Here is a 24966-nt window from a genome sequence, read left to right as displayed (position 1 = left end):
GTCTGCACCCGCGGCTCGCCGCCGAGCTCGACCAGGCGCTTGGTCATGTCCGGCTCCTTCAACAGCGTGTTGATCTCATCGTTGAGCTTGGCGATGATTTCCTTCGGCGTGTTCCTCGGCGCACCCATGCCGAACAGCGCGCTCGCCTCGTAGTCCTTCACGGTCTCGCCGATCGCCGGCACGTCGGGCAGTTGCGGCGAACGCTGCGCGGTGGTGACGCCGATCGCACGCAGGCTGCCCGAACGGATGTGCTGGATGATCGAGGGCATGTTGTCGAAGATCACCTGTACCTGACCGCCGATCATGTCGGTGATCGCGAGCGCCGCGCCGCGATAGGGCACGTGCTGCATCTTGCAGCCGGTCATCGCCATGAACATCTCGCCGGACAGATGCACCGAGGTGCCGTTGCCCGACGAGGCCATGTTGACCTTGCCGGGATTGGCCTTCACGTATTCGATGAACTCGGCGACGGTCTTGGCCGGCACGTCCTTGTTGACGGTCAACACGTTCGGCACGCGCTGGAACGAGGCGACCGGCGCGATGTCGCGCACGAAGTTGAACTTCAGATTGGTGTAGAGCGAGGCGTTGATGTAGTTGGCCGGATTGACCAGCTGAAGCGTGTAACCGTCGGGCTCGGCGTTGATCACGGATTCGGTGCCGATATTGTTGCCGGCGCCCGGCTTGTTCTCGATCACGAATTGCTGGCCGAGCTTTTCCGACAGCCGCTGGCCGATCAGCCGCGCCAGGATGTCGGTGGCCCCGCCCGGCGGATAGCCGACCACCCATTTCACCGGGCGAGCCGGATAGTCGGCGGCAAGCGCCTTCGACAGCGGGCTGGCTGCAAGAGGAGTGGCGGCAAGCAGGCCCAGCGCGGTACGGCGAGTGATCATCTCAAGGGTTCTCCCAAGTGTTGTTCTTGAAGGCCGGATATCTTGAAAGTGGCGTCGATGCGGTTGTAACAAAGCTTGCCGCAGGCGGATAGTGTGCGGGGCGCATCACGACGAAAGGATAAGGCATGCCGGTCAAGGTTCACGCCCTCGATCATCTCGTGATCAACGTCGCCGACGTCGCGGTGACTGCGGAGTGGTACCGCAAGATTCTCGGCATGGAAGTCAAAGTGTTCGACCCCGGTGGCGGCAAAGCGCCGCGGACTTCCCTTCAATTCGGTAACCAGAAGATCAACGTTCGGCCGCGCGATGCCGACAAGATCGAGTGGTTCACCGCCGACCACCAGACCGCCGGCAGCGAGGATCTGTGCTTTCTCACCTCCGCCTCGCCCGACGAGGTCGTGGCGCATTTGCAGGCACACGGCGTCGCGATCGAGGAAGGCCCGGTTCCCAAGCAAGGCGCCCGCGGCACGCTGCGCTCGGTCTATTGCCGGGATCCGGACGGCAGCCTGATCGAGATCTCGTCGTACGAGGATTGAGGCGCCTCGCGCTACATCCGATGCTGGACGAGGTGCCGCGCGAGATCAGGCTGGTCGACGACATGCCGCGCTCGACGCTGGAGAAGGTGGCGAAGGCGGAGCTGAGGAAGATGGTGGGATGATCTTGTAGGGTGGGTTAGCCCCGCGCTGCGCGAAGCGCAGTCGCTCGGCGTAACCCACCTCTTTGGTTTCCGCGGAGACAGAAGTGGTGGGTTACGCTGCGCTAACCCACCCTACGGCACCGGCGTCAGAACGCCCCCAGCGCCACCGGGCGGAACGCCTGCAACAGCTGCTGGTCGAGCTTGCCGCCCATGCCTTCCATCATCGTGAAGGCGCGGGAGTGGGTGAAGGGCATGCGGTAGGCGCGCTTCTCCACCAGCGCGGCGTAGATGTCGACGATCGTGGTCAGCCGCACGATGTCGCTGATCTGGTTCGACGACAGGGCGTTGGGATAACCGCTGCCGTCGAGGAATTCGTGGTGATGCAGCACCACATCGAGCATCTCCGGCGGGAAGCCGCCTTGCGCGGCCAGCGCGTCATAGCCGCGGCGCGGATGCTGGCGGACCTCGTCCATCTCCTCGTCGGTGAGCTTGCCGGGCTTGTCGAGCAGCGCGGAGGGAACGAAGGCCTTGCCGACGTCGTGCAGCAGCGCGGCGCGGGTCAGGCGGCGCTGGTCGTCCTCGCGCATGCCGAGATGCTGCGCGAAGGCGACCGCAAAGCCGGTGACGAACAGGCAGTGGCGATAGCTGCCGACATGGTGGCAGCCGACCGTGGTGAGCCACTCGCGCAGCGAGGAGTGCTTCATCGCCTTCAGGATCTTGCTTTCGGCGGCGATGACGTCGTCGAAGGTCAGGGGCACGCCGAGCGGCAGCTTCTCGAACATCTTGGCGAGTACCGCGTGCGCCGCCTCGACGCCGCGGTTGAGCGTCTTGCCGCGATCGGTCGCGTCATAGCTGGCGGTGTCGGGAAACGCGGCACGGATGCGCTGCAGAATGGCGTCGGGCTGAAGCGGCCGCGAGATCGTGTCGGTGGCGCCGAGCGCCCAGGCCTGCATGGTGCCGTGGTGCAGGGCATCGGCGAGCACGAACAGCCGCGGCATCGAACGATAGGCATCGCCGCGCAGCTTGTTGCGCACCCGCTGCACGCTCTCGGGCGAGCGCAGATTGATATCGACCACGAGGCCGGAGAGATCGCGCGAGGGCGTCTCGGGGATGTCCTGGGTCGTCACCGTCGAGACGTCGCCGACCGCCTTCAAGATGCTGGCAAGCTCGGTGCTCTCGTCGCTCCGGTCGGAGGCGAGAAGAAGCCGGCGTTTGGCGGCGGGTTTGGCTGACGCGTTCATGACTTCCCCAAGAGCGCTGGACCGAGGGCACGGGACTGGATCTGGCCTCAGCCTAAGCCCGATCAGGTTCTCCGGCCCTTAAGAGGCGTGCTCAATGGAACCTTCCGGGATTGCGCGCAATTTGACGGATTTCGGTTCCCATGACGGGTCCCGATCAAAACGGCGAAAACAACCCCATGCACAGTAGAACGGGCCTTGATGACAAAGGGGAATTTCGGGCGCGCTGTCCGTCCCCGCCCCCGCCGTCAGCGCCCGGCTTGACCGGGCGATCCAGTACTCCGAGACGGCTGTGTGAATCGATAGGCCGCGGCGTACTGGATGCCCCGCCCCCGTGCGCAATTGCGCACCAGGCGGGGCATGACGGTGAGATTGTGGAGGCGTTCTCCCAAAACAAATCCGCCGGAGGTTGCCCTCCGGCGGATTTTCTCTGGCAGCCTTCGACCGGCCTTACGCCTTCATCGCGCCCTTCACGGCTTCGGCCGTGATCGGCAACGCCCGCACGCGGGCGCCGCTGGCGTTGAAGATGGCGTTGCCGATGGCGGGAGYGACCACCGTCACGGCGGGCTCGCCGACGCCGGTGGCTTTCTCGCCGTTGGCGATCACGGCGACCGCGACCTCGGGCACCTGGCTCATGCGCAAGGGCGTGTAGCTGTCGAAATTGGTCTGCTCGATGCCACCGTCCTTGAGCGTCGCCTTCTCGTACATCGCCAGCGACAGGCCCCACAACGCCGCACCCTCGACCTGGGCACGGATGTTGTCGGGATGCACCTGGGTGCCGACGTCGGTTGCGACCGTGAGCTTCTTCACGGTCACCTCGCCCGACGGCGCCACCGCGACGTGGGCGACGCACGCCGTCCAGCTTGCGGTCGCGCGCTCCTGCGACGAGAYGCAGGCGACGCCCATGCCCTCGCCTTTCGGCAGTTGCTTGGTGCCGTAGCCGGACAGTCCCATCGCGGCGAGCAGCGTGTTGCGCAGCCGCTGCGCGCCGCCGTCGTTCTTGCCCTTGCCGTCGAGCAGCCCGATGCGGAACTGCGCCGGGTCCTTGCCGGTCGCAGCCGCGATCTCGTCGATCATGCTTTCGACCGCCCAGAAGGTCCAGCCGGGCGCCACCGAGCGGAGCTGCCCGGACGGCGTCGCGTTGTGCGCGAGCTCGTTCTTGATCGCGCGCACATAATGGTTCGGCACGGTGTAGAAGAAGTCGGCCCCGTTCACCGTGAAGGAGTCGAGCGGACCCTTCTTGTCGACCGATGGCGTCAGGAAATCGGGGATTCCCCAGCGCGCGGTCGGCCAGGCCGAGACCACGTCGTGRCTGAGCGCGACGAGCTTGCCGTCGCCGTCCACGCCGGCCTTGACCTTTTGGTAGGTGAGCGGACGCGAGAAATCCATCGTCATGTCGTTCTCGCGCGTGTAGATCACCTTCACCGGCTTGCCGATGGCCTTCGCCGCCTGCACCGCCGGCACCATCATGTCGGCATCGAGCCTGCGGCCGAAGCCGCCACCGAGCCACATCTGGTGCATCACCACGAACTTCGGATCGATCCCGGCGGCGCCTGCCGCAATCGCGCCGGAGCGCGTCGCGAATTGGTTGCCGGAATAGATGTGCAGGATGTCGCCCTTGAACTCCGCGGTGGCGTTCATCGGCTCCATCGGCGCGTGAATGTTGATGCTGGTGGTGTACTCCGCCTCCAGCACCTTGGCCGCCGACCCGAACGCGGCCGAGGGATCGCCATCCTTGACGAAGAACTGGCCGGAATCCTCTAACTTCTGAAGCCGCTTGGCTTCGTCGAGCAGCGACTCGCTCGAGACCTTCGCGTTCGGACCGCCGTCATAGGCGATCTTCAGCGCCGCAGCGGCCTTCTTGGCGTTGGCGTAGGTGGTGGCGACCGCGACGACCCAGCCCGACGTCGTGCCGGTCTTGTCGGCGAGGGTGACGGCCTTGATGAAGCCCGGCACCTTCTTCGCAGCCGAGTCGTCGACCGACTTCACCGTGGCGCCGAAGCGCACCGGCGGCGTCACCACCGCGCCATAGGCCATGCCCGGCAGCATCACGTCGATGCCGTATTTGGCCGTGCCGTTGGTCTTGGAGGGGATGTCGAGCTGCGGCACCGACACGCCGATCATGGTGTATTGATCCGACGTCTTCAGCTTGATCGCCTTCAGCTCGTCCGGCGTGAAGGTCTTGGTCGCCTTGCCGCTCTTGACCAATTCGGCGAACGACATCTGCTTTTTCGACTTCGGATGCACGATCATGGAATCGCGCACCACGAGTTCCGACGCCGGCACGCCCATCACGGCGGCCGCGCCTTCCGTCAACGCCATGCGGCCCGCGGCGCCTGCGCGGCTCATGGCGTCAAAGTTCATCATGGTCGACCAGCTGCCGCCGGTGATCTGCGCGCCCAGCACGGGATCGTTGAACCTCGGATCGTTGGAGGCGAGCTGCACGCGCATATCGCTCCATTTCGCCCCCAATTCCTCGCAGACGATCTGCGCCATGGTGGAGGCGATGTGCTGGCCCATGTCGGCCTTGCCGCAGGTCACGGTGACGAGACCGTCAGGCGAGATCGCATACCAGACGCTCGGCTCGAAAGTGGCGGGCGCGGCGGCCGATGCCGGATCGATGCCGGGCACGCCGGCATAGCCGAGCACGAGGCCGGTCGCGGCGGTGCCGACGAGGAATGAGCGGCGGCTGAGATCGGTCGTCTCAGGGGCGACGTCGTTCACGTGCTTATTCATGTGGGCCTCCGCTCGTTGCCCGCGGCGGATGCGGTGCGCATCTCGGTAGCTGCGCGCGTGATCGCCTTCTGGATCCGCGAATAGGTCATGCAACGGCAGAGATTGCCGTCCATATGTGCGACGACCTCCTCCTTGGTCGGATTGGGATTCTTCGCGAGCAGCGAGGCTGCCTGCATGATCTGCCCGGACTGGCAGTAGCCGCATTGCGGAACCTGCTCGGCGATCCATGCCTTCTGGAGCGGATGATCGCCCTTGGCGGATAGGCCTTCGATGGTGGTGATCTTCTTGCCGGCGACGTCGCCGACCATGGTCTGGCACGAGCGCACGGCTTCGCCGTTGACATGCACGGTGCAGGCACCGCACAGGCCGGCACCGCAGCCGAACTTGGTGCCGGTCATCTGCAATTGCTCGCGGATTGCCCAGAGGAGCGGCGTGTCGTTCGCCGCATCCACGGACAGACTCCGCCCGTTGATGGTGAGAGTTGGCATAGGCGTCTTCCCCTGCCGGTGCATGAAGCCGCTTACGGCGGCAACTTGTAGCGGACGCCCACCGGACTGGCGTCAGCCTTGGCCGCAAGAATGATCGGGTTCAGGCGCGGAGGCARATGCAAATTGGAATCGCTCGAAATTATCGCGGCAGCTCAGTGTTGTGCGTTGCGACAACGGCACCCGGCGCGGCGACTGGACGCAACAGAGAAGACGTCGCACATGCGTGCCATCGCGTTCAGACAGTTTCTTCCAGGTAACCCATCGGGCTAGGATCGACGCGAAAACAACAACCAACATAAAGAGGCGGGAGACATGCCAAGGATCGATCGGGACGGCGTCGGGATCTACTACGAAGTTCACGGCGACGGGCCGCCGCTGCTGCTTACTCACGGCTACTCATCGACCTCGGCGATGTGGCATGAACAGGTCGATGCGCTCGCGAAGGACCACAAGCTTGTCTTGTGGGACATGCGTGGCCACGGCCAGTCCGACTATCCTGATGACCCCAAGGCCTACAGCGAAGCACTCACGGTCGGCGACATGGCGGCGATCCTCGATGCCATCGGTGCCAAGCGCGCGATCATCGGCGGGCTGTCGCTCGGCGGCTACATGTCGCTGGCCTTCACGCGTGCCTATCCGCAACGCGTCCGCGCGCTGCTGATCATCGACACCGGTCCGGGCTTCAAGAAGGACGATGCGCGCGAGGCCTGGAACGCACGGGCGCTTGCCACCGCCGACAGGCTCGATCGCGAAGGTCTCGACGTGTTGAAGGCGGCGACGCGCGAGCGCGCCACGGCGAGCCATCGCAATGCCAAGGGGCTGGCGCTTGCCGCACGCGGCATGCTGACCCAGCGCGATGCGCGGGTGATCGAGCTCTTGCCCGACATCAAAGTGCCCTGCCTGATCGTGGTCGGCGCCGACGACACGCCGTTCCTAGCCGCATCCGACTACATGACGGCCAAGATCCCAGGCGCACAAAAGGTCGTGATCCCCGCCGCCGGACACGCCGTCAACATCGATCAGCCCAAGGCATTTGTTGACGCGGTGCTGCCTTTCCTGAAGAACTTGCCGCAATAGGCCGGCCTGACGAGGACTTGAGGCGATGAAGCGAGCGATGTTGGTTGCGGGCGTCATGGCGACACTTTTCCCGGCGTCGGTGCAGGCCGAGCCGTTCGGCACCATGCCGCCGCGCCAGCCCTTCGTCGCGACCATGTCGAACAACACGCCGCTCGCCTTCGGCATGGACGCCGAGCAGACCGCACGCGCTTTGGGCCAGCCGCTGCAATATGTGCGGGGTCGTCCCGGCAACGAGATCTACCTCGCGCTTCGCAACCTCGGCGGCAGCGGGCTGATCCCCTACCGCCACCGCCTGTTCCTGCAATTCCGTCATGGACGGCTGGCAGGTTGGAAGGAGGATTACGGCGAGAACTGGATGTGGGAGTGAGAGCGGCCACCTCACTCTATCCCCTCATCCTGAGGAGCTTGCGAAGCAAGCGTCTCGAAGGATGAAGGCCCCGCTGAAGCGTCTCGGCCTCTATCCTTCGAGACGCGCGCAATGGCGCGCTCCTCAGGATGAGGAGAGAGATTAGAGTTTGTAGTAACCAAGAAGGACAACCCGCGTGGGACAAGACATCAAACTGACCGCCTCCGACAATTTCCAGCTCGGCGCCTATCGCGCTGATCCCGCAGGCAGCCCCAAGGGCGCGGTGGTGGTGATCCAGGAGATCTTCGGGGTCAATCATCATATCCGCTCGGTCTGCGATCGGCTCGCCGGGGAAGGCTATGTCGCGATCGCGCCGTCGATCTTCGACCGCACCTCGCCGAACTTCCAGTCGGGCTACACGCCCGATGAGATCGCCGAAGCGCGCAAGTTCGTAGCCAATCCCGACTGGGAGGCGATGYTGCGCGACACGCAAGCCGCGATCGATGCGGTCAGAAGCGTCGGCCCGGTCGGCATCATCGGCTTTTGCCTCGGCGGCAGCGTCGCCTTCGTCGCGGCGACGCGGCTGAGCGGCCTCAAGGCCGCGATCGGCTATTACGGCGGCGCGATCGTGCGCTTTGCCGAGGAGACGCCGAAGGTGCCGACGCAACTGCATTTCGGCGAGAAGGATGCCGGCATCCCCCTGACCGACGTCGAAACCGTCAAGGCAAAACGGCCGGACGTGGAGGTCTTCATCTATCCGGGTGCCCAGCACGGCTTCCATTGCGACGAGCGCGCGAGCTACGACAAGGCGAGCGCCGACATCGCCTGGCCGCGCAGCATGGCGTTTTTCGCGAAACATATGACGAAGTAGCGCGCGCGACTTTCTTCTCCGTCATTCCGGGATGCGCCGCGAAGCGGTACAGGCCCGGAATCCATTCCTCCACAAGCGCTGGCGCACGATGGATTCCAGGCTCGCGCTACGCGCGCCCCGGAATAACGAGAGAGGAGAGACGGCGCCGCTCCTCGAGCGGGAATCGGGTGGGCGCGACCTGACGCCCGGCGGTAGGGTTGGCCAATCAAGCCAACACACGCCGGGAGAAACGTCATGCAGCGCGCCAACACGAACCTCGTCATCCGCAATCCCTTCGGCACGATGGACGTCCCGGGCCCGGACGATTCAGAAGTCATGGACTATGCCGCGACCGCAACGCTCGCCGGCGATGGCGCCGACGTCAATGCGGGGCATTGGGCGTCCATTCCGACATCGATCGACCCACTCGAGGGCATCTGGGCCAGTCGCTGGAACGGCGGTGCCGATCCGACCATTGCTGGCGATACGCCCGAGACATGGAAGCAGGGCCGCGCGGAAATTCGCGTCGTGGGCGATCGGGTCTATCTCCGCTTCGACTGGGACAATGGCCGCCGGCACGGGCTGATCGACACTGCACGCGAGGACGCGGGCCGCCTCGTCGGCAAATACATCAACCTGACCAATCCTGCGATCACGCGGCCGTGGATCGGGCGCGTGGTCGATGCGACACGCATCGACGGATGTTTTCCGAACGGGCGGCTGGATTTCAGGAGATAGGTCGCGAGGTCGCCGACATCATCTTCCCTGTCATTCCGGGATGCGCCGCGCAGCGGTGCAGGCCCGGAATCCATCGTGCGTCGGAAATGGTGGAGGAATGGATTCCGGGCTCGCGACTTCGTCGCGCCCCGGAATGACGAAAGAGAGAGAGCTAGAACCAGCGCTCGCCGACGAACACGGTGTCGCCCGGAGCCAACGGCGTGCCGAGCGGAACCACGGCGCGCATGGCGCCGCCGGCTTCGGTGTGCGTCACGGTGACGACGTCGCGCTTGGCGCGGGGCGAGAAGCCGCCGGCGATCGCGACGGCGCTCTCGACCGTCATGTTCGGCACGTAAGGATATTGGCCGGGCGCTGTGACTTCGCCGAGAATGAAGAACGGGCGATAGGCTTCGATCTCGACGGCAACCGAAGGCTCGCGGATGTAGCCGTTGCGCAGGCGCGCGGCGATTTCACCGGCGAGACCCGCCGTGGTGCGGCCACGCGCCGGCACCGCGCCGATCAGCGGCATGGTGATGGAACCGCCGGCATCGATCGCGTAGCTGTTGGTGAGACCTTCCTGGCCGTAGACCACGACGCGCAGCTTGTCGCCGGCATCGAGATGGTAGGAGGCGTCATAGCGGGCCGGCGCGGCGTAACCGACCGGCATCGGCGCAGGCGCGGAGGCAAAGGAATTGCGCAGCGCGCCGATGGCGCCGCCACTGTCAGCGACGACAACCGGCTGCGGTGCGTTGTAGGGCTGGCCATAGGCCATGGAATCGAGATCGGCGCGCGGCTGCATCACCGCGACGGGACCGGCGGTCTGCATGCAGCCGCCAAGGGCAAGCGCGGCGGACGCTGCCAGGGACGCTGCCAAGATCGACCATCGAAACGCGCGTGCAACCGGCACCGGACCTATCCCTCGAAACGAGACGGCTCCAGTGATGCACCGGTTATGGTTAATAAAGCGTTGAACGGGGCTTGGGGTCGCGACGATGCGGACGCGGTGGCAGCCGTACACTCCGTCATACCCGGGCTCGTCCCGCCTGCGCGGCCGAAGCCGCTCCGGCGAGGCGAAGGCCCGGGCATCCACGATTTTTTCTTGCGGCACCAAGAACGTGGATGGCCGGGACATAGGCGAGCGAAGCGACGCCCTCCTTCGGACGGCTATGCCCGGCCATGAGGAGTCTGTAGTTAGCCTACGCGCTCACGCCGACGCCGATCGGGCAGGACACGCCGGTGCCGCCGAGACCGCAATAGCCGGCGGGATTCTTGGCCAGATATTGCTGATGATAGTCCTCGGCGAAATAGAATGCGCCGGCGGGCGCGATCTCGGTGGTGATGGCACCGAGGCCCTTGGCTGCGAGCGCCTTCTGATAGAGCGCCTTCGACTCATCGGCCGCTTTCCTCTGCGCATCCGAGCAAGTGTAGATCGCGCTTCGGTACTGCGTGCCGACGTCATTGCCCTGGCGCATGCCCTGCGTCGGGTTGTGGCTCTCCCAGAACGTCTTCAAGAGCTTCTCGTAGGAGATCTTCTTCGGATCGAACACGACCAGCACCACTTCGGTGTGGCCGGTGCGTCCCGAACAGGTCTCCTCGTAGGTCGGATTCGGCGTGTGGCCGCCGGCATAGCCGACGGCGGTGGTGTAAACGCCATCGCCAAGCTCCCAGAACTTGCGCTCGGCGCCCCAGAAGCAGCCGAGCCCGAACACCGCCTGCTCGAGGCCGGCGGGATAAGGCGGCTGCAACTTGCTGCCGTTGACGAAATGGGTGGTCGCGGTCGGGATGGCCTGCGCACGGCCCGGCAGCGCCTCAGTTGCGCTCGGCAATGCGGTGGTCTTGCGCATGAACAGCATGGACGGATCTCCGAAGAACGAACTGTCCGTCGCGTGAGCCAACTCGAAAAACCAGGCGCTCAGGCGGCGTGCTCGCGATCAGGTGGGAATATAGGCATTTACGCGCGAAGGGGCAGCCCTGTTACGGCGCCCTGATGTGCGGCGTTCAGTCCCGCGAATAGCCGATCAGGGGCTTGCGCGGGCGGAACAGGATCATCAGCAGGATGCCGACAATGCCGAGGACGGCGAACACCGGCTGGTCCAGCACGAGGCGGATCACCGAGGTCCAGAGCCAGGGCGCCTTGGCCTCGACCCAGGTCCGGAACGCCGACTGGCTGGCCTGATTGATGTCGTTCCAGAACTGGCCGAACCGGGTGAATTTGAGGGTCTGGTCGGCCACCCAGCGGGCGCCGTCATAGACCATGAAAATGAACCCGCCGGCGAGCAGCAACAGCCCAATCAGTCGGAAAAAGCCGCGGATCATGCCTCACCTTATATGGTCGTCCGATCGGCGGACCTAAAGAAACGCCGCCAGCCAATAGCCGCAAGGCGGCAGAAATTCAACCTCTTCAGGGCGTTACGGCACCCATCCGGGCCGCCCGGGGCCGGTTTTCCAAGCCTTGAAAGCGTTGACGGTGCCAAAGACCCTCTCTATAAGGGCGCCAACTGGCGGCGGGCGCAATCCTGCCGCCGCTGTTCTTTGAGCAGTTGCAGGCTCTTTGAGGCCTCGTGTTCCGGGAACAGCCTTGAACCGAACACCCTAAATCCGAGCGTCGATTACGCGGTCAAGCAAGCCGGCGCTACCCGACCAAGACGCGACCGGTACCCGCAAAGGACATTGAGACCATGGCCAATACCACCTCCGCCAAGAAAGCGACGCGCAAGATCGCCCGCCGCACCGCCGTCAACAAGTCGCGCCGCACCCAGATGCGTGGCGCCGTGCGCAACGTCGAGGAAGCGATCAAGACCGGCGACCGCGCCGCCGCCGTGAAGGCGCTGGCCAATGCCGAGCCCGCCTTGATGCGCGCCGCCCAGCGCAACATCATTCACAAGAACAATGCCAGCCGCAAAGTCTCGCGGCTCACCGCGCAGATCGCCAAGCTCGCCAAGTAAGTTCGCGAAGTAGGTTCGCGAACCAGGTTCGCCAAGCGATCTGGTTGCAATCATTCGATCGGTTGATCCGCTCGACATCGCGCTCGTCAATCAGCCCGGCCTCGCGCCGGGCTTTTTGCTGCCTGTCATATTCACGCAAGCAGTCGCGCGCCGCACCAATCTTCGATTGGAGGATTTGCATCTCCGCACTATGATGCCTTCCGTAATTTTACCTGCAGTCTTGTTTGCGGGCGATATTGCAACAGCGGAAACTTTCAGTGCAGTGCGAAAAACCCTTGCGAGGCAAGGCTAACTCGCATCTGCACGCGCCAAGTTCTGCACACCGTAGTTTCACCGGAATGCATCTCGCGGTGGAGTTACCCTGTGAAACGAGACTCAAAAAACGATGTCTCGCTAATCACTTATCGACATAGCGATCACAAGCATTTGGAAAATTCGTTTGCWCGTCGTGCGCGTGACGCTTTTGTAAAAAATTTTTGGCGGTGACGGGGATTTGTCACATGACGCGGTGCATTTTCGATTCTGTGCACGAATCCAAAAACTTGCTCACGAGCCTGTGCACAAGTCGCGCGCGGCGTTAACGCTGGTCAAGTTTTTTGATGCCTCAAGTGTGAATCAATTTCGTTGCGAGTCTTTCCGCTTAGTGTATTCCTTAAGTCGTTCGCGGCGCCCACGATCTTGAGACCAGCGCGGTTTTGGAAACGGGGCGAGCGTGCAAATCGGCGGCGGTGTGCACGTTGGCGACGCTTCAACAAGCGATTGTCGGTTCGAAACCCATAGCAACATGGGAATGGTAGTTCTTTGTCTGAATGTCTCCAAGCGAGATCCAAGCGCAAACGAGAGACATCTTGAACTACCAACGACAGGCGTGATTGGCGAAGCCGGGCGAACGAACAGTGCAGACGGGCAGGACATCGGCGACTTTGGCCGCGGGTGTCTTCAGGACACGCAGGACCTTGCCGTGAGCAATCACGGCAGGACGGGGAGGTATCATGTCTTACGGACAGAACGCGGTATTGAAACAAGTTTTCCATTCCAATGATGCCGTTCTAAATCCGTCGGACATCCAGCCTCCCGCGTGTGACGGAGCGCCGAGTACGCGCTGACCTCGCGACCCCTCCATCTCTGACATCGCTGATCGGACGCGGCGTTCTCGCCGAACGGTCGAGCCATGCCTGACGATGGACTCGCTTTGAGGTCGCGCCATGCCAGGACCCCTATGGCAGGAACCCTGCATGGCGCTCACAACGCAACTATATCTCTCAAGAGAAGTTTTTGACGATGAACACATCGGAACAGGATCGCTGGTCACGCGTGAAGAGTCGGCTGCGCTCGAACGTGGGCGAAGACGTCTATACGAGCTGGTTTGCGCGCATGGATCTCGAAGACGTGCAGGATGAGAGCGTGCGGCTCTCGGTTCCCACGCGCTTCCTGAAGAGCTGGATCCAGGCCCATTATGCCGAGCGCGTGCTGTCGTGCTGGCAGGCCGAGATGCCGGAAGTGCATCGCATCGATCTCACTGTTCGCTCCGCGGTGCGCCCGGTCGTGCAGCCGAAGGAAGCCCCGGTGGCGGTCGAAACACGCCGTGCGCCCGCGCCGGAGCTGCGCTCGACCGCGACCGCGCCGGTCTCCGCCAATCATGACGCGCTCGGCGGCTCGCCGCTCGATCCGCGCCTGACCTTTGCGAGCTTCGTCGTCGGCCGCTCCAACACGCTGGCCCATGCGGCCGCGCGTCAGGTCGCCGAGGGGCGCCGCGGCGATCCCGTCATGTTCAACCCGCTCTACATCCATGCCGGCGTCGGTCTCGGCAAGACGCATCTGCTTCAGGCGGTGACCTGGGCCGGCAATTCCGGCAACGAGCGCAAGGTGCTGTATCTCACGGCCGAGAAATTCATGTACGGCTTCGTCGCCGCGCTGAAGACGCAGACGGCGCTCGCCTTCAAGGAAGCGCTGCGCGGCATCGACGTGCTGGTGATCGACGATCTCCAGTTCCTCCAGGGCAAGTCGACGCAGGCGGAGTTCTGTCACACGCTGAACGCGCTGATCGACGCCGGCCGCCAGGTCGTGATCGCGGCCGACCGTCCGCCGTCCGACCTCGAAAGCCTCGACGACCGCGTGCGCTCGCGGCTGGCCGGCGGCCTCGTGGTCGAGATGGGCTCGCTCGGCGAGGAGCTGCGCCACGGCATCCTCAAGTCGCGCGTCGCCGCCGCCCGCGCCCATCATGCGACGTTCGACGTGCCGGAGGAGGTGCTGCATTATCTCGCCCGCACCATCACCCATAACGGCCGCGACCTCGAAGGCGCGATCAACCGGCTGCTGGCGCACTCCAAGCTCAACAACCAGCCGGTGACGCTGGAGATGGCCGAGCGCGAGGTGCGCGACCTGGTCCGGCCGCAGGAGCCGAAGCGGATCAAGATCGAGGACATCCAGCGCGTGGTGGCGCGGCAGTATAATGTCAGCCGCTCCGACCTCTTGTCCTCGCGCCGCACCGCCAACGTGGTCCGCCCGCGCCAGGTGGCGATGTACCTCGCCAAGACGCTGACCCTGCGCTCGCTGCCCGAAATCGGCCGCCGCTTCGGCGGACGCGACCACACCACGGTGCTGCACGCCGTGCGCAAGATCGAGGCGCTGGTCTCCAAGGACACCGCGCTGTCGGAGGAAGTCGAGTCGCTGAAGCGCCAGCTTCAGGAATAAACGCCTAGGCTTCTCCTGCCATTCTCCCGCCGCCCCGGCCAAGCCAGGGCGGCGGCTTCGTTTTTGCCTGTAAATCGTGGGGAACTGGCCCCCGATCCCTTGAATCCGGGGGCCATCCGCGCCACCTTGCGCGACCCTGACGGCTTTGGTCATATCGGCTGGAGACCCCGGCCTGTCGGGGTCTTCGGTGCCGCGGCGCGCTTTTCGGCCGCCCGGCTTTTCAACGTGGGTTTCCTTGGGGATCGGGCGAGTAGTGCAATGAAGGTTACGGTCGAACGCGCGCAACTCCTGAAATCGCTGGGCCATGTCCACCGCGTCGTCGAGCGCCRCAACACGATTCCGATCCTCGGCAACGTGCTGGTCCGGGCCGAGAACGCGAAATTGTCGCTGAAGGCGACCGACCTCGACCTCGAGGTGACGGAAACGCTGCCCGCGGAAACCGCGACCGCCGGCTCCACCACCGTGCCGGCGCACATGTTCTACGACATTGTGCGCAAGCTGCCGGACGGCTCCCAGATCGTGCTCGAGGCCGACGGCGACCGCGCCGTGCTAGCGATCCGCGCCGGCCGCTCGCGCTTCACGCTGCAGACGCTGCCGGAGAATGATTTCCCGGATCTGGCCGCCGGCGACATGTCGCATTCGTTCTCGCTCGCCGCCAAGGACGTCAAGCGGCTGATCGACCGCACCCAGTTCGCGATCTCGACCGAGGAGACGCGCTATTACCTCAACGGCATCTATCTGCACGCCGCCGGCACCGCCAAGGCCGCCACCCTGCGCGGCGTGGCCACCGACGGCCACCGCCTCGCCCAGCTCGACCTGGTCCAGCCCAAGGGCGCGGACGGCATGCCCGGCGTGATCGTGCCGCGCAAGACGGTCGGCGAGGTGCAGCGCCTGATCGAGGACACCGAAGCCGAGATGACGATCGAGCTATCGCAGGCCAAGATCCGCTTTACGATCGGTAACGTCGTGCTGACCTCGAAACTGATCGACGGCACCTTCCCCGACTACGGCCGCGTCATCCCGCAAGGCAATGACAAGGAGCTCGTCGTCGACAAGAAGGATTTCGAGAACGCGGTCGACCGCGTCTCCACGATCTCGAGCGAGCGCGGCCGCGCGGTGAAGCTGTCGCTGTCGCCGGGCAAGCTGGTGCTGTCGGTGACCAACCCGGATTCCGGCAGCGCGACCGAAGAGCTCGAGGTCGAATACGCCTCCGACGCCCTCGATATCGGCTTCAACTCCCGCTACCTGCTCGACATCGCCGCCCAGATCGAAGGCGAGGTCGCGACCCTCAGGCTCGCCGACCCCGGCTCGCCCACCCTGGTCCAGGACCGCGACGACAAGAGCGCGCTGTATGTGCTGATGCCGATGCGGGTGTGAGGATATTTTCCCTCTCGTCATGGCCGGGCTTGACCCGGCCATCCATCAAACAAGATGACCTATTGGGTGTACATCCTCGCCAGCAAGCCCGGTGGAACACTTTACATCGGCGTCACGAACAATTTGGTCCGGCGCATCTACGAACATCGCGAGGGCCTGGCAGATGGCTTCACCAAGCGTTACGGGGTGAAAACGCTGGTCTATTTCGAAGCGCACGACACGATCGCCGCTGCTCTTCAGCGCGAAAAGAACATGAAGCACTGGTCCCGCGAGTGGAAGATCGATCTGATCGTGAAGAGCAACCCCGCGTGGCAAGACCTATATGATGAGATTGCCCGCTGACGCGGGCGATGGATTGCCGGGTCAAGCCCGGCAATGACGAGTTAAAATGACCCCCTCCCGCATTCATCGCCTGACGCTGACGCATTTTCGCAATTATCGGGCGGCGGGGCTCGAGACGGCGGCTGACATGGTGGCGCTGGTCGGGCCGAACGGGGCGGGCAAGACCAACTGCATCGAGGCGATCTCGTTTCTCTCGCCGGGACGCGGCCTGCGGCGTGCGACGCTGGAGGACGTTGCCGACAATCAGGGCGACGGCTCCTGGGCAGTGTCGGCGCAGGTCGAAGGCGCCTTGGGCCTCGCCACGCTCGGCACCGGCATCGACGCACCGCGGGCAGATAGCCCGGTGAGCCGGCGCTGCCGCATCGACCGCGAGCCGGTCAATTCGGCGAACGCCTTCGGCGACCACATCCGCATGGTGTGGCTGACGCCGGCGATGGACGGGCTGTTCATGGGCGCGGCCTCCGAGCGACGGCGCTTCTTCGACCGCCTGGTGCTGGCGATCGACAGCGAGCATTCCAGCCGCATCTCCGCACTCGAACGCTCCCTGCGCTCGCGCAACCGCCTGCTCGAGACGCGCAATTACGACGACCATTGGTGCGACGCGATCGAGCGCGAGACCGCCGAGCTTGCGGTCGCGGTCGCCGCGACGCGCGGCCAGACCGCCGCAAGGCTGACCGGCATGCTCAATGCGCGTGCGCAGGCCTCCGCCTTCCCGTCGGCGCAGATCGCGCTCGACGGCTGGATGGAGAACGCGCTGCTTCAGGAGACCGCGACGTCAGTCGAGGACCGCTACCGCCAGATCCTGCGCGACAACCGTCCGCGCGACGCCATCGCCGGCCGCACCACCGACGGCCCGCATTTGACCGATCTCCAGGTCGTCTACGCGCCGAAAGGCATGCCGGCGCGCGATGCCTCGACCGGCGAGCAGAAGGCGCTGCTGATCGGCCTCGTGCTGGCGCACGCGACGCTGGTCGCCGAGATGACCGGCATCGTGCCGCTGCTGCTGCTCGACGAGGTCGTCGCCCATCTCGATCCGAACCGCCGCGCCGCGCTGTTCGACGAGCTGAAGAAGCTCGGCGCGCAGGTCTGGCTGACCGGCGCGGACCCGGCCGCCTTCGCCGAGATCGGCGCCGGAGGCGAGGTCTTTGACGTCGAGAGCGGATGCGTCTCCGCCCGGCGCTAGTACGCCATTGAACCCGACGATTTCCGGCCGCGACTAGCTGTCAGAGGCCGCTCCGAGGGTGTCGCGGCGGTTATTGAGCGATGACATGAATCGCAATCTCTTGGAGAGCGARATGCGGACGGTAAGGCCCGGGGCGCAGGTCCCGGCACACTGGCGGGCGGTTGCGTGCGGCCTCGTGCTGCTCGCAAGCTGCATGCTCGCGGCAGGCGCCGGCGCGGGGCTGCCGCACCTGACGGCGCTGTTTTCGGCCGAGCTCACGCCCGATCCCGCCACCAGGCTGCCCGCGCCGACCCGCTACAGCTACCGAGGCATCCACACCACCGTCGTGCAGGGCGTTGAGACGCCGCTTCGCACCAAGTTAGAGGCCACCGTGCCCGCCGAGCTCGGCAACGTCCTCGCCTTCTACCGCACCGAGCTCGGAAAGCTCGGCTGGCAGGAACAGCACGATGGCGCGGTGGTCTCCGCCGATCACGTCCAGCTCGCTTTCGTCTCCCCGCTCGGACCCGGCATGCTGGCGCTCGACCGCAAGGACAGCGGCACCACGATCAACCTCGTGCAGAAGAACGCATCCGTCGCGACCAACGCGAACGTCATGCCCGAGCCCGGCCAGGCGAAGCTGGTGTTCGCCAACATCAGCGAGACGGACGCCACGCTCACGATCAACGACCGGACCATCAAGCGCGCCGCCGGCGCCTATGCGGTGTCGCTGGATCTGCAGCCCGGCAGATATTCCTACGAGGTGAGCGTGCCCGGCCATCCAGCCACCACGAATATCCTCAACTTCGCCGCCGGCGATACCTGGGAGCTCACGGTCGGGCGTGACGGAGAGGCATGGTCGCCGCTCCTGCTGTACTGAGCCCTGTTGAACCTCGCGGGTTCCTGCCGCGACTAGTCGTCTGAGGCCGCGCCGACGGTGTCGCAGCCTGCCATTGCGCCGGGGATGAAGACCCGCGCGAAATCCAGGAGTTTTGGCGATGTCGATCATCAAGCGCGGGACGCAGGTCCCGGCACGCTGGCGGCTGCTTGCATGCGGCCTTCTGCTCATGGCGAGCGCGTCTCTGCCCGCACGCGCCGACGATGGCATTGTCGACGTTCACGCGCTGCCGCAACTCGAGGGTGCGGTGGAAGACACCTCGCGCCCCGATCCCTACCGCGTGGAATATCGCATGCCGACGCCGCAGGCGGTGACTTCACCGGCGGTGCGAAAGCTCCTGAGCGCCGACGGATGGGTGCCCTACGTGCTGCCGCTGGAGGAGAAGAGCACCACGCTGAAATTCAAGAAGGGACGGCAGGGCCTTTCCGTTCATTTCACGCAGGCCCTCGGCCGGCCCGACCAGTCCGTGGTCTACTACACGACCGACCGGGTCTATTCGAACGTGCCGTTTCCCGAAGGCGCGAGCGACCTCGTGTTCGACGGCACGAGGCCCTATCTCGGCTGCATCGCGCCCGGCGCGCTCGATGCGACCTCGGATTTCTTCACGAAGGAAATGGCGGCGATCGGCTGGCGGAAGCTCACACCTGAGACGGCCGCGCGCTGGGCGAACGCCGATCTCGGCGACGCCGTCCCGAACGGCGTGCGCGTCTTCTACGAGCATCCCGATGGCGACACGACGCAGTTCTACAAGCAGAAGCCGGTGATGCTGACGCTGACCCGCCGCGACGACGGCAGGACCAATGTCGAGATCAGGGTGGCGCCGTTCGTGCTGCCCCAGGAGCTCCAGGCCGACGATGACATTGCCGGCCTGCCGCGACCCAAGCCGACCAAGACCGCCAGGGGATTGGGCAGCGCGACGTCTGCCAAGCACGAAATGTCGGCCGCCGTGATGGCCGATCTGCCCGCGGTGCTCGCCTTCTACCATCGCGAGCTCGCCGCGCGCGGCTGGCAGGAGAATGGCAATGCGCCGCTCGCCGCCGGCGACGAGGTGGCGATCAAGGTCTCCTCGGCGGAGGAAACCGGCGTGCTGCGGCTCGGCCGCAAATATGATTTCACCATGGTCAGCCTGACCGCGCAGTTGACGGAAGCGGCCCTCGCCGCGCGCGCCAGGGCCAAGAAGGAAGCCGACGAGAAATTCTTCAAGGACGCGGAGACTGCGGCCAGGCAGGTCATCGCCGCCGACGAAGCGAGGCGCAAAGTGCAGGCGGCCGCGCTGTCCGACACGCCGCTGAATGCGCTCGCCGACAGCAAGACGCCGGTGCCGGTGCCCGAAAACGCCGAAGGCGTGAAATTCGCGGGCGACGACGGCCGCCTCGAATTCTCCTCCACCTCCAGCGTGAAGGCGCTGACCGCGTTCTACCGCGCCGCGCTGAAGCCCGCAGGCTGGAAGGAGCAGCCCTCCGTCATCAACCAGCCCAACATGGCGGTGATGGAGTTCTCGAAAGGCGGCAAGTCGATCTCGATGACCGTGATGCAAATGGGCCCGAAAGTGAATGTCAGCGCCAACGGATCGGGCCTCAGGATGGCCGCCGCCAATCCTGCCTCCAAGGGCGGCCCGGTGAGCAGCGATCCGGCTGGCGCGCAGGCCAAAGCGTCCGGCCCGCTGGAAGCGGATCCGGAATCCGCGCTGCCCGTGCCGAAGCAGCACAGTTCGACCTCACTTGGCACGGCAAAACTACCTGGAATCGAGGTGCCGTTCCGCCGCGAGCTCGAAGCCAGCGTGCCGGCCGAGCTCAGCGACGTGCTGGCGTTCTATCGCAGCGAGCTGGCAAAACTCGGCTGGCAGGAGAAGTCGGATGGCGCAGTCGTCGCCGCCGACCATGTGCAGCTCGCCTTCACGTCTCCGCAGGGACCGGCCGTGTTGAAGCTTGCCCGGGCCAAGAGCGAGACGTCGATCAAACTGATGCAGAAGAACCCGGATGCCGCGACCAAGGCGGACATCATGCCAAAGCCCGGCCAGGCAAAGTTGCTGCTTGGCAATATGGGCAACCAGGAAGCCGTGCTCACCATCAACAAGCAGACCATCAAGGTTGCAGCCGGCGCGGGCGGTCCGCAGTCGCCGAAGGGGCCCACACTCGATCTGCCGGCGGGCAAGTACCAGTACTCGCTGAAAATGGCGGGCCGCCCCGCCCGCAATGACACCATCGACATCGCCGCGGGCGATGCCTGGGGCCTGATGGTGGGGCCGACCGGCGAAGTGCTGCCGTTGCAGATGTACTGATCCACCGGGCCCCTGATGCGGAGAGCGAGCATGACGACGGCAAGGCGTGCGATGAGAGGTCCGGCACGGTGGCTGCTGCCGCTGTGCGGCCTCGCTCTCCTCGCGGGCGGCCTGGTCGCCGCAAGCGCCGGCAGATGGATGCCGCATCCATCACCGCAAACTTCAGCCGCACTCACACCGGCGGATCCCGACGCCGACATGCCGGTGCCGAAGCAACACAACTTCTCCAGCTCCAATACCACCCATGTGACCGGCATCGAAATCCCGCTGCGGGTCGGACTCGAAGCCCATGTGCAGGCCCAGCTCAGCGATGTGCTCGCCTTCTATCGCACGGAGCTTGCAAAGCGCGGCTGGGAGGAAAAGCCGGATGGCGCTGTGGTAGCCGCCGATCATGTGCAGCTCGCCTTCGCCTCCCCCAAGGGGCCGGCCACCCTGAAGCTTGGCCGCGCGAAGGACGAGACCATTGTCAGCTTGGCGCAGCGGAATACGGAGGCCGCGGCCAAGGCCAATTTCCTACCGATAGCAGGACAAGCGCGGCTGATATTCGGCTATCTTGCGCCCGATGTGGCTTCACTTGTGATCAACGATCAAACCATCAAGATCGCGGGCGGCGAAAATCATCCACAAACGCTGGATCTGCCGCCCGGCACCTATTCCTACGCGCTGCTCGTGTCGGGCTATCGGGTGCGCACCGATACCATCACCGTGGCCGCAGGCGAGGCTTGGTCCCTCACGTTGGACGGCGACAAGAAGCCGGATCAGATCTACTGAACGCAGGTGGCCTGTTCCGTGGCGCCACGGCGCCTGGGAACGCGCTTCTCCGCCCCGCAAAATCCACGCCTTTAAGGGGTGAAAAAGAGGCTCCGAATCGGGCTTTTTGCAGCGCCCAGAATCGGCCTTCGCAAGCCTTGAAAACCGGCCGAAAATCCCTATTTAGTCAAAGGGTTGCCGGAGGATACTTTGCGCTAGGCGCAATCCGTCTTTCATGGCACAAATAGCCTCACATCAGCGCCTTTTTGTGCGGCTGATTCGGGCGACATCTCGAAGGCCTCTCATGACAGAACCTGCTCGGCAGACGCCTGCCGAAAACGAGCCCTCAAATCCGAGCGATTACGGGGCGGAATCGATCCGCGTGCTCAAGGGTCTCGATGCCGTGCGCAAGCGCCCCGGCATGTATATCGGCGACACTGACGACGGCTCGGGCCTGCACCACATGGTGTACGAGGTTGTCGACAACGCGATCGACGAAGCGCTTGCCGGCCACGCCACGCGCGTCGATGTCGTGCTCAATGCCGACAATTCCGTCACCGTGCGCGACGACGGCCGCGGCATTCCCGTCGACATCCACAAGGGTGAAGGCATCTCGGCGGCCGAGGTCATCATGACCCAGCTCCATGCCGGCGGAAAGTTCGACCAGAACTCCTACAAGGTCTCCGGCGGCCTGCACGGCGTCGGCGTCTCCGTCGTGAATGCGCTGTCGAGCAAGCTCGGCCTGCGCATCTGGCGCGACAACAAGGAGCACTACATCGAGTTCGCCCATGGCGATGCGGTCGCACCGCTGGTGGTGGTCGGCGACGCGCCGGGCAAGCGCGGCACCGAGGTAACGTTCCTGGCCTCGGGCGAGACCTTCAAGAACATCGAATATGATTTCGCAACGCTCGAGCACCGCCTGCGCGAGCTCGCTTTCCTCAACTCCGGCGTCAACATCGCCCTCTCCGACATGCGCCACGCGGTCGAGAAGCGCGAGGAGATGCACTATTCCGGCGGCGTCGAGGAATTCGTCAAATATCTCGACCGCAACAAGAAGGCGATCGTGCCGGCGCCGATCATGGTGCGCGCGGAAGCCAACGGCATCGGCGTCGAGGCGGCGCTGTGGTGGAACGACAGCTACCACGAGAACGTGCTGTGCTTCACCAACAACATTCCGCAGCGCGACGGCGGCACCCATCTCGCCGGTTTCCGCGGCGCGCTGACGCGCCAGGTCAACGGCTATGCCGAGTCCAACGCGAAGAAGGAAAAGATCGCGCTGACCGGCGACGATTGCCGCGAAGGCCTCACCGCCGTTTTGTCGGTGAAGGTGCCCGATCCGAAGTTCTCGTCGCAGACCAAGGACAAGCTGGTGTCCTCGGAAGTGCGTCCCGTGGTCGAGAACGTGCTCAACGAGGCGCTCCAGGCCTGGTTCGAGGAGCACCCTAGCGAAGCCAAGATGATCGTCGGCAAGGTGATCCAGGCCGCGGCCGCCCGCGAAGCCGCGCGAAAGGCGCGCGAGCTGACGCGCAAGAGCCCGCTCTCGGTCTCCTCGCTGCCCGGCAAGCTCGCCGACTGCCAGGAAAAGGATCCGGCCAAGTCCGAGCTCTTCATCGTCGAGGGTGACTCGGCAGGCGGCAGCGCCAAGCAGGGCCGCAACCGCGAATTCCAGGCGGTGCTGCCGCTGCGCGGCAAGATCCTCAACGTGGAACGCGTGCGTCCCGACAAGATGCTGGGAAGCGAGCAGATCGGCACGCTGATCACGGCGCTCGGCACCGGCATCAGCGACGAGTTCTCGATCGACAAGCTGCGCTATCACAAGATCATCGTGATGACGGACGCCGACGTCGACGGCGCCCACATCCGCACGCTGTTGCTGACCTTCTTCTACCGGCAGATGCGCGACATCATCGACGGCGGCTATCTCTACATCGCCCAGCCGCCGCTCTATAAGGTCTCCAGAGGCAAGTCCGAGCAGTATCTGAAGGACGAGCGGGCGCTGGAAGACTATCTGATCGACGCCGGCCTCGACGACTGCGTGTACATTCCCGGCACCGGCGGCGACCGCACCGGCCGCGATCTCCGCTCGCTGGTCGACGACGCCCGCGCCGTCCGCAGCATCCTGCGCAACCTGCACAGCCGCTATAACCGCAGGGTCGTCGAGCAGGCGGCCATCACGGGCGTGCTGAACAAGTCGATCTACGGCGATCCCGAGAAGGCCGCCGCAGCCGCCCAGTACATCGCGAGCCGGCTGGACAGCCAGGCCGAGGAGGTCGAACGCGGCTGGGTCGGGCAATACGTCGAAGGCCAGGGCTTCCTGCTCGAGCGCACGGTGCGCGGCGTCAAGGAAGCCGCTGTTATCGACGATGCCTTCCTCGGCTCGGCCGAGGCCCGCAAGCTCGACGAGTACACGCCGAAACTCCAGGACGTTTATGCCCGCTCCGGCAAGCTGCGGCGCAAGGACAGCGAGCAGATGGTCCACGGCCCGTCCGACCTGTTCGAGGCGGTGACCGAGGCCGGCCGCAAGGGCATCTCGCTCCAGCGCTACAAAGGTCTCGGCGAGATGAACCCGGAGCAGCTCTGGGAGACGACGCTCGACACCGAGGCGCGCTCGCTGCTCCAGGTGAAGGTCAAGGAGGTCGACGAGGCCGACGACATCTTCACCAAACTGATGGGCGACGTGGTCGAGCCGCGCCGCGACTTCATCCAGGAACATTCGCTGAGCGCGACGATCGATATCTGAGGGGGACGGCTTTGGACGGTCGTCATGCCCGGGCTTGTCCCGGGCATCCACGTTCTACGTGCGACGCTGCAAGGCGTGGATGGCCGGGACATAGGCGAGCGGAAGCGACGCTTCGGACGGCTATGGCCGGCCAAGACGATGTGGATGCACACGGGCTGAACCTCGCCACCCGCCATCGCGACGAAACGGCATGAACCCGCAAGGCCATTCCGGCCGGGAAGTGTCGTGCCATGACCAGCTCTGCGACCGCAAGTTCTGCCGTGCCATCTCGCCGGCTCGGCGTAATCGGCAGCATCGTCGGCGTGCTGGCGCTGATCGCGGCCGTTTTGCCGCACTGGCTCGTGCCCGTGATCTATCCGCCGCCGCCGGCGGACCAGGTCATCGTCGACACCGGGCACCGCCTCAAGGACCGCCTGATCGCGCGCGTCAAGGGCACCGAGTATCACGCCCCGCCCCGCGAGAAATCGACGGGCAGCCAGCTCAGGGAGGCATCCTCGATCGGTGCGATCTCGCTCGGCCTGCTCGCGATCCTGCTCGCCGTCCTCGCGCTGGTGTTTCGCGAGGAGAGGCTGCTGGCGGGCGTGGCGGCCGCGCTCGGGACCGGCGCCATCGCCATCGAGATATCCTTCCTGGCCATGGGCGTGCTGATGCTGATCGTGATCCTTTATGTGGTGGCGAATATCATCGGCTTGTTCTAAACGCCCGGTCCAGCGGGCCTCTTCGGGGGCCATGAGCGGCTCTCCGCCGCGACAAGTGCAGTATTGCTACCCTGCTCAATTCTCGGTAGTTTCCGCTTCCGAA

General features: G+C 64.9%; 22 protein-coding genes. 15 read left to right on the top strand and 7 right to left on the bottom strand.

The window, feature by feature from the left end; genetic code table 11:
- The coding region (locus tag AC1D00_RS00960) for a Bug family tripartite tricarboxylate transporter substrate binding protein (RefSeq protein WP_477009357.1) at positions 1 to 890 on the bottom strand (890 nt) is incomplete at its 3' end.
- Positions 891 to 1015: 125 nt separating this feature from the next.
- Between AC1D00_RS00960 and AC1D00_RS00955 the strand changes: the two genes are divergently transcribed.
- Positions 1016 to 1426 carry a VOC family protein gene (locus tag AC1D00_RS00955; RefSeq protein ID WP_135175101.1) on the top strand — a complete coding sequence of 137 codons (411 nt, stop codon included), beginning with the start codon at positions 1016 to 1018 and terminating at the stop codon, positions 1424 to 1426.
- Between the two features lie 247 nt (positions 1427 to 1673).
- On the opposite strand, the gene AC1D00_RS00950 is transcribed toward AC1D00_RS00955, so the two are convergent.
- The 3 genes from AC1D00_RS00950 to AC1D00_RS00940 all read right to left on the bottom strand — a co-directional run bounded on the left by AC1D00_RS00950 (position 1674) and on the right by AC1D00_RS00940 (position 5989).
- A complete protein-coding gene (locus tag AC1D00_RS00950; protein WP_135175102.1) occupies positions 1674 to 2768 on the bottom strand; it encodes an HD-GYP domain-containing protein in 1095 nt (364 codons plus the stop codon).
- A 447-nt stretch (positions 2769 to 3215) separates the two neighbouring features.
- A complete protein-coding gene (locus AC1D00_RS00945) occupies positions 3216 to 5501 on the bottom strand; it encodes a xanthine dehydrogenase family protein molybdopterin-binding subunit (protein ID WP_477009356.1) in 2286 nt (761 codons plus the stop codon).
- Positions 5498 to 5989 carry a (2Fe-2S)-binding protein gene (locus AC1D00_RS00940; RefSeq protein WP_477009355.1) on the bottom strand — a complete coding sequence of 164 codons (492 nt, stop codon included), beginning with the start codon at positions 5987 to 5989 and terminating at the stop codon, positions 5498 to 5500. The genes AC1D00_RS00945 and AC1D00_RS00940 overlap by 4 nt, the downstream gene beginning before the upstream one ends.
- A 312-nt stretch (positions 5990 to 6301) precedes the next feature.
- Between AC1D00_RS00940 and AC1D00_RS00935 the strand changes: the two genes are divergently transcribed.
- The 4 genes from AC1D00_RS00935 (at position 6302) to AC1D00_RS00920 (ending at position 9000) form a co-directional block, all read left to right on the top strand.
- Positions 6302 to 7066, top strand: coding sequence for an alpha/beta fold hydrolase (locus AC1D00_RS00935; protein WP_477009354.1), 765 nt, complete (start codon positions 6302 to 6304; stop codon positions 7064 to 7066).
- Between the two features lie 25 nt (positions 7067 to 7091).
- Positions 7092 to 7433 carry a hypothetical protein gene (locus AC1D00_RS00930; protein ID WP_404551447.1) on the top strand — a complete coding sequence of 114 codons (342 nt, stop codon included), beginning with the start codon at positions 7092 to 7094 and terminating at the stop codon, positions 7431 to 7433.
- Positions 7434 to 7608: 175 nt separating this feature from the next.
- The gene (locus tag AC1D00_RS00925) at positions 7609 to 8283 is read left to right on the top strand and encodes a dienelactone hydrolase family protein (RefSeq protein ID WP_477009353.1); all 675 of its coding nucleotides are present in this window, start codon (positions 7609 to 7611) and stop codon (positions 8281 to 8283) included.
- A gap of 234 nt (positions 8284 to 8517) precedes the next feature.
- A complete protein-coding gene (locus tag AC1D00_RS00920; protein ID WP_477009352.1) occupies positions 8518 to 9000 on the top strand; it encodes a hypothetical protein in 483 nt (160 codons plus the stop codon).
- A gap of 151 nt (positions 9001 to 9151) precedes the next feature.
- On the opposite strand, the gene AC1D00_RS00915 is transcribed toward AC1D00_RS00920, so the two are convergent.
- The 3 genes from AC1D00_RS00915 to AC1D00_RS00905 all read right to left on the bottom strand — a co-directional run bounded on the left by AC1D00_RS00915 (position 9152) and on the right by AC1D00_RS00905 (position 11295).
- The gene (locus AC1D00_RS00915) at positions 9152 to 9886 is read right to left on the bottom strand and encodes a polysaccharide biosynthesis/export family protein (RefSeq protein ID WP_135175109.1); all 735 of its coding nucleotides are present in this window, start codon (positions 9884 to 9886) and stop codon (positions 9152 to 9154) included.
- Between the two features lie 289 nt (positions 9887 to 10175).
- The gene (gene msrA, locus AC1D00_RS00910) at positions 10176 to 10832 is read right to left on the bottom strand and encodes a peptide-methionine (S)-S-oxide reductase MsrA (RefSeq protein ID WP_477009351.1); all 657 of its coding nucleotides are present in this window, start codon (positions 10830 to 10832) and stop codon (positions 10176 to 10178) included.
- A 145-nt stretch (positions 10833 to 10977) separates the two neighbouring features.
- The gene (locus tag AC1D00_RS00905) at positions 10978 to 11295 is read right to left on the bottom strand and encodes a hypothetical protein (RefSeq protein WP_027542083.1); all 318 of its coding nucleotides are present in this window, start codon (positions 11293 to 11295) and stop codon (positions 10978 to 10980) included.
- 362 nt (positions 11296 to 11657) lie between these two features.
- Between AC1D00_RS00905 and rpsT the strand changes: the two genes are divergently transcribed.
- The 10 genes from rpsT (at position 11658) to AC1D00_RS00855 (ending at position 24863) form a co-directional block, all read left to right on the top strand.
- Positions 11658 to 11924, top strand: coding sequence for a 30S ribosomal protein S20 (rpsT, locus tag AC1D00_RS00900; RefSeq protein WP_011083654.1), 267 nt, complete (start codon positions 11658 to 11660; stop codon positions 11922 to 11924).
- 1281 nt (positions 11925 to 13205) lie between these two features.
- Positions 13206 to 14618, top strand: coding sequence for a chromosomal replication initiator protein DnaA (gene dnaA / locus AC1D00_RS00895; RefSeq protein ID WP_135175112.1), 1413 nt, complete (start codon positions 13206 to 13208; stop codon positions 14616 to 14618).
- A 258-nt stretch (positions 14619 to 14876) separates the two neighbouring features.
- Positions 14877 to 15995 carry a DNA polymerase III subunit beta gene (dnaN, locus tag AC1D00_RS00890; RefSeq protein ID WP_477009350.1) on the top strand — a complete coding sequence of 373 codons (1119 nt, stop codon included), beginning with the start codon at positions 14877 to 14879 and terminating at the stop codon, positions 15993 to 15995.
- A gap of 54 nt (positions 15996 to 16049) precedes the next feature.
- On the top strand, positions 16050 to 16337 hold the full coding sequence (locus AC1D00_RS00885; RefSeq protein WP_135175114.1) for a GIY-YIG nuclease family protein: 288 nt from the start codon (positions 16050 to 16052) through the stop codon (positions 16335 to 16337).
- Between the two features lie 46 nt (positions 16338 to 16383).
- The gene (recF, locus tag AC1D00_RS00880) at positions 16384 to 17520 is read left to right on the top strand and encodes a DNA replication/repair protein RecF (protein WP_477009349.1); all 1137 of its coding nucleotides are present in this window, start codon (positions 16384 to 16386) and stop codon (positions 17518 to 17520) included.
- A 112-nt stretch (positions 17521 to 17632) separates the two neighbouring features.
- Positions 17633 to 18376, top strand: a complete 744-nt coding sequence (locus AC1D00_RS00875) for a hypothetical protein (RefSeq protein ID WP_404558874.1) — start codon at positions 17633 to 17635, stop codon at positions 18374 to 18376.
- Positions 18377 to 18494: 118 nt separating this feature from the next.
- The gene (locus tag AC1D00_RS00870; protein ID WP_477009348.1) at positions 18495 to 20675 is read left to right on the top strand and encodes a hypothetical protein; all 2181 of its coding nucleotides are present in this window, start codon (positions 18495 to 18497) and stop codon (positions 20673 to 20675) included.
- A 198-nt stretch (positions 20676 to 20873) separates the two neighbouring features.
- Complete coding sequence (locus AC1D00_RS00865; RefSeq protein ID WP_477009347.1) at positions 20874 to 21446, top strand: hypothetical protein; 573 nt, start codon at positions 20874 to 20876, stop codon at positions 21444 to 21446.
- Between the two features lie 283 nt (positions 21447 to 21729).
- Positions 21730 to 24165 (top strand): DNA topoisomerase (ATP-hydrolyzing) subunit B, encoded by a 2436-nt coding sequence (gene gyrB / locus AC1D00_RS00860; RefSeq protein ID WP_477009346.1) that lies wholly within the window; start codon positions 21730 to 21732, stop codon positions 24163 to 24165.
- A gap of 230 nt (positions 24166 to 24395) precedes the next feature.
- Positions 24396 to 24863 carry a hypothetical protein gene (locus AC1D00_RS00855; RefSeq protein WP_135175119.1) on the top strand — a complete coding sequence of 156 codons (468 nt, stop codon included), beginning with the start codon at positions 24396 to 24398 and terminating at the stop codon, positions 24861 to 24863.
- The last annotated feature ends 103 nt before the right edge of the window (positions 24864 to 24966 follow it).

Source organism: Bradyrhizobium sp. P2_E8 (genome assembly GCF_056403875.1).
This window is presented reverse-complemented; position numbering and strand designations above follow the sequence as displayed.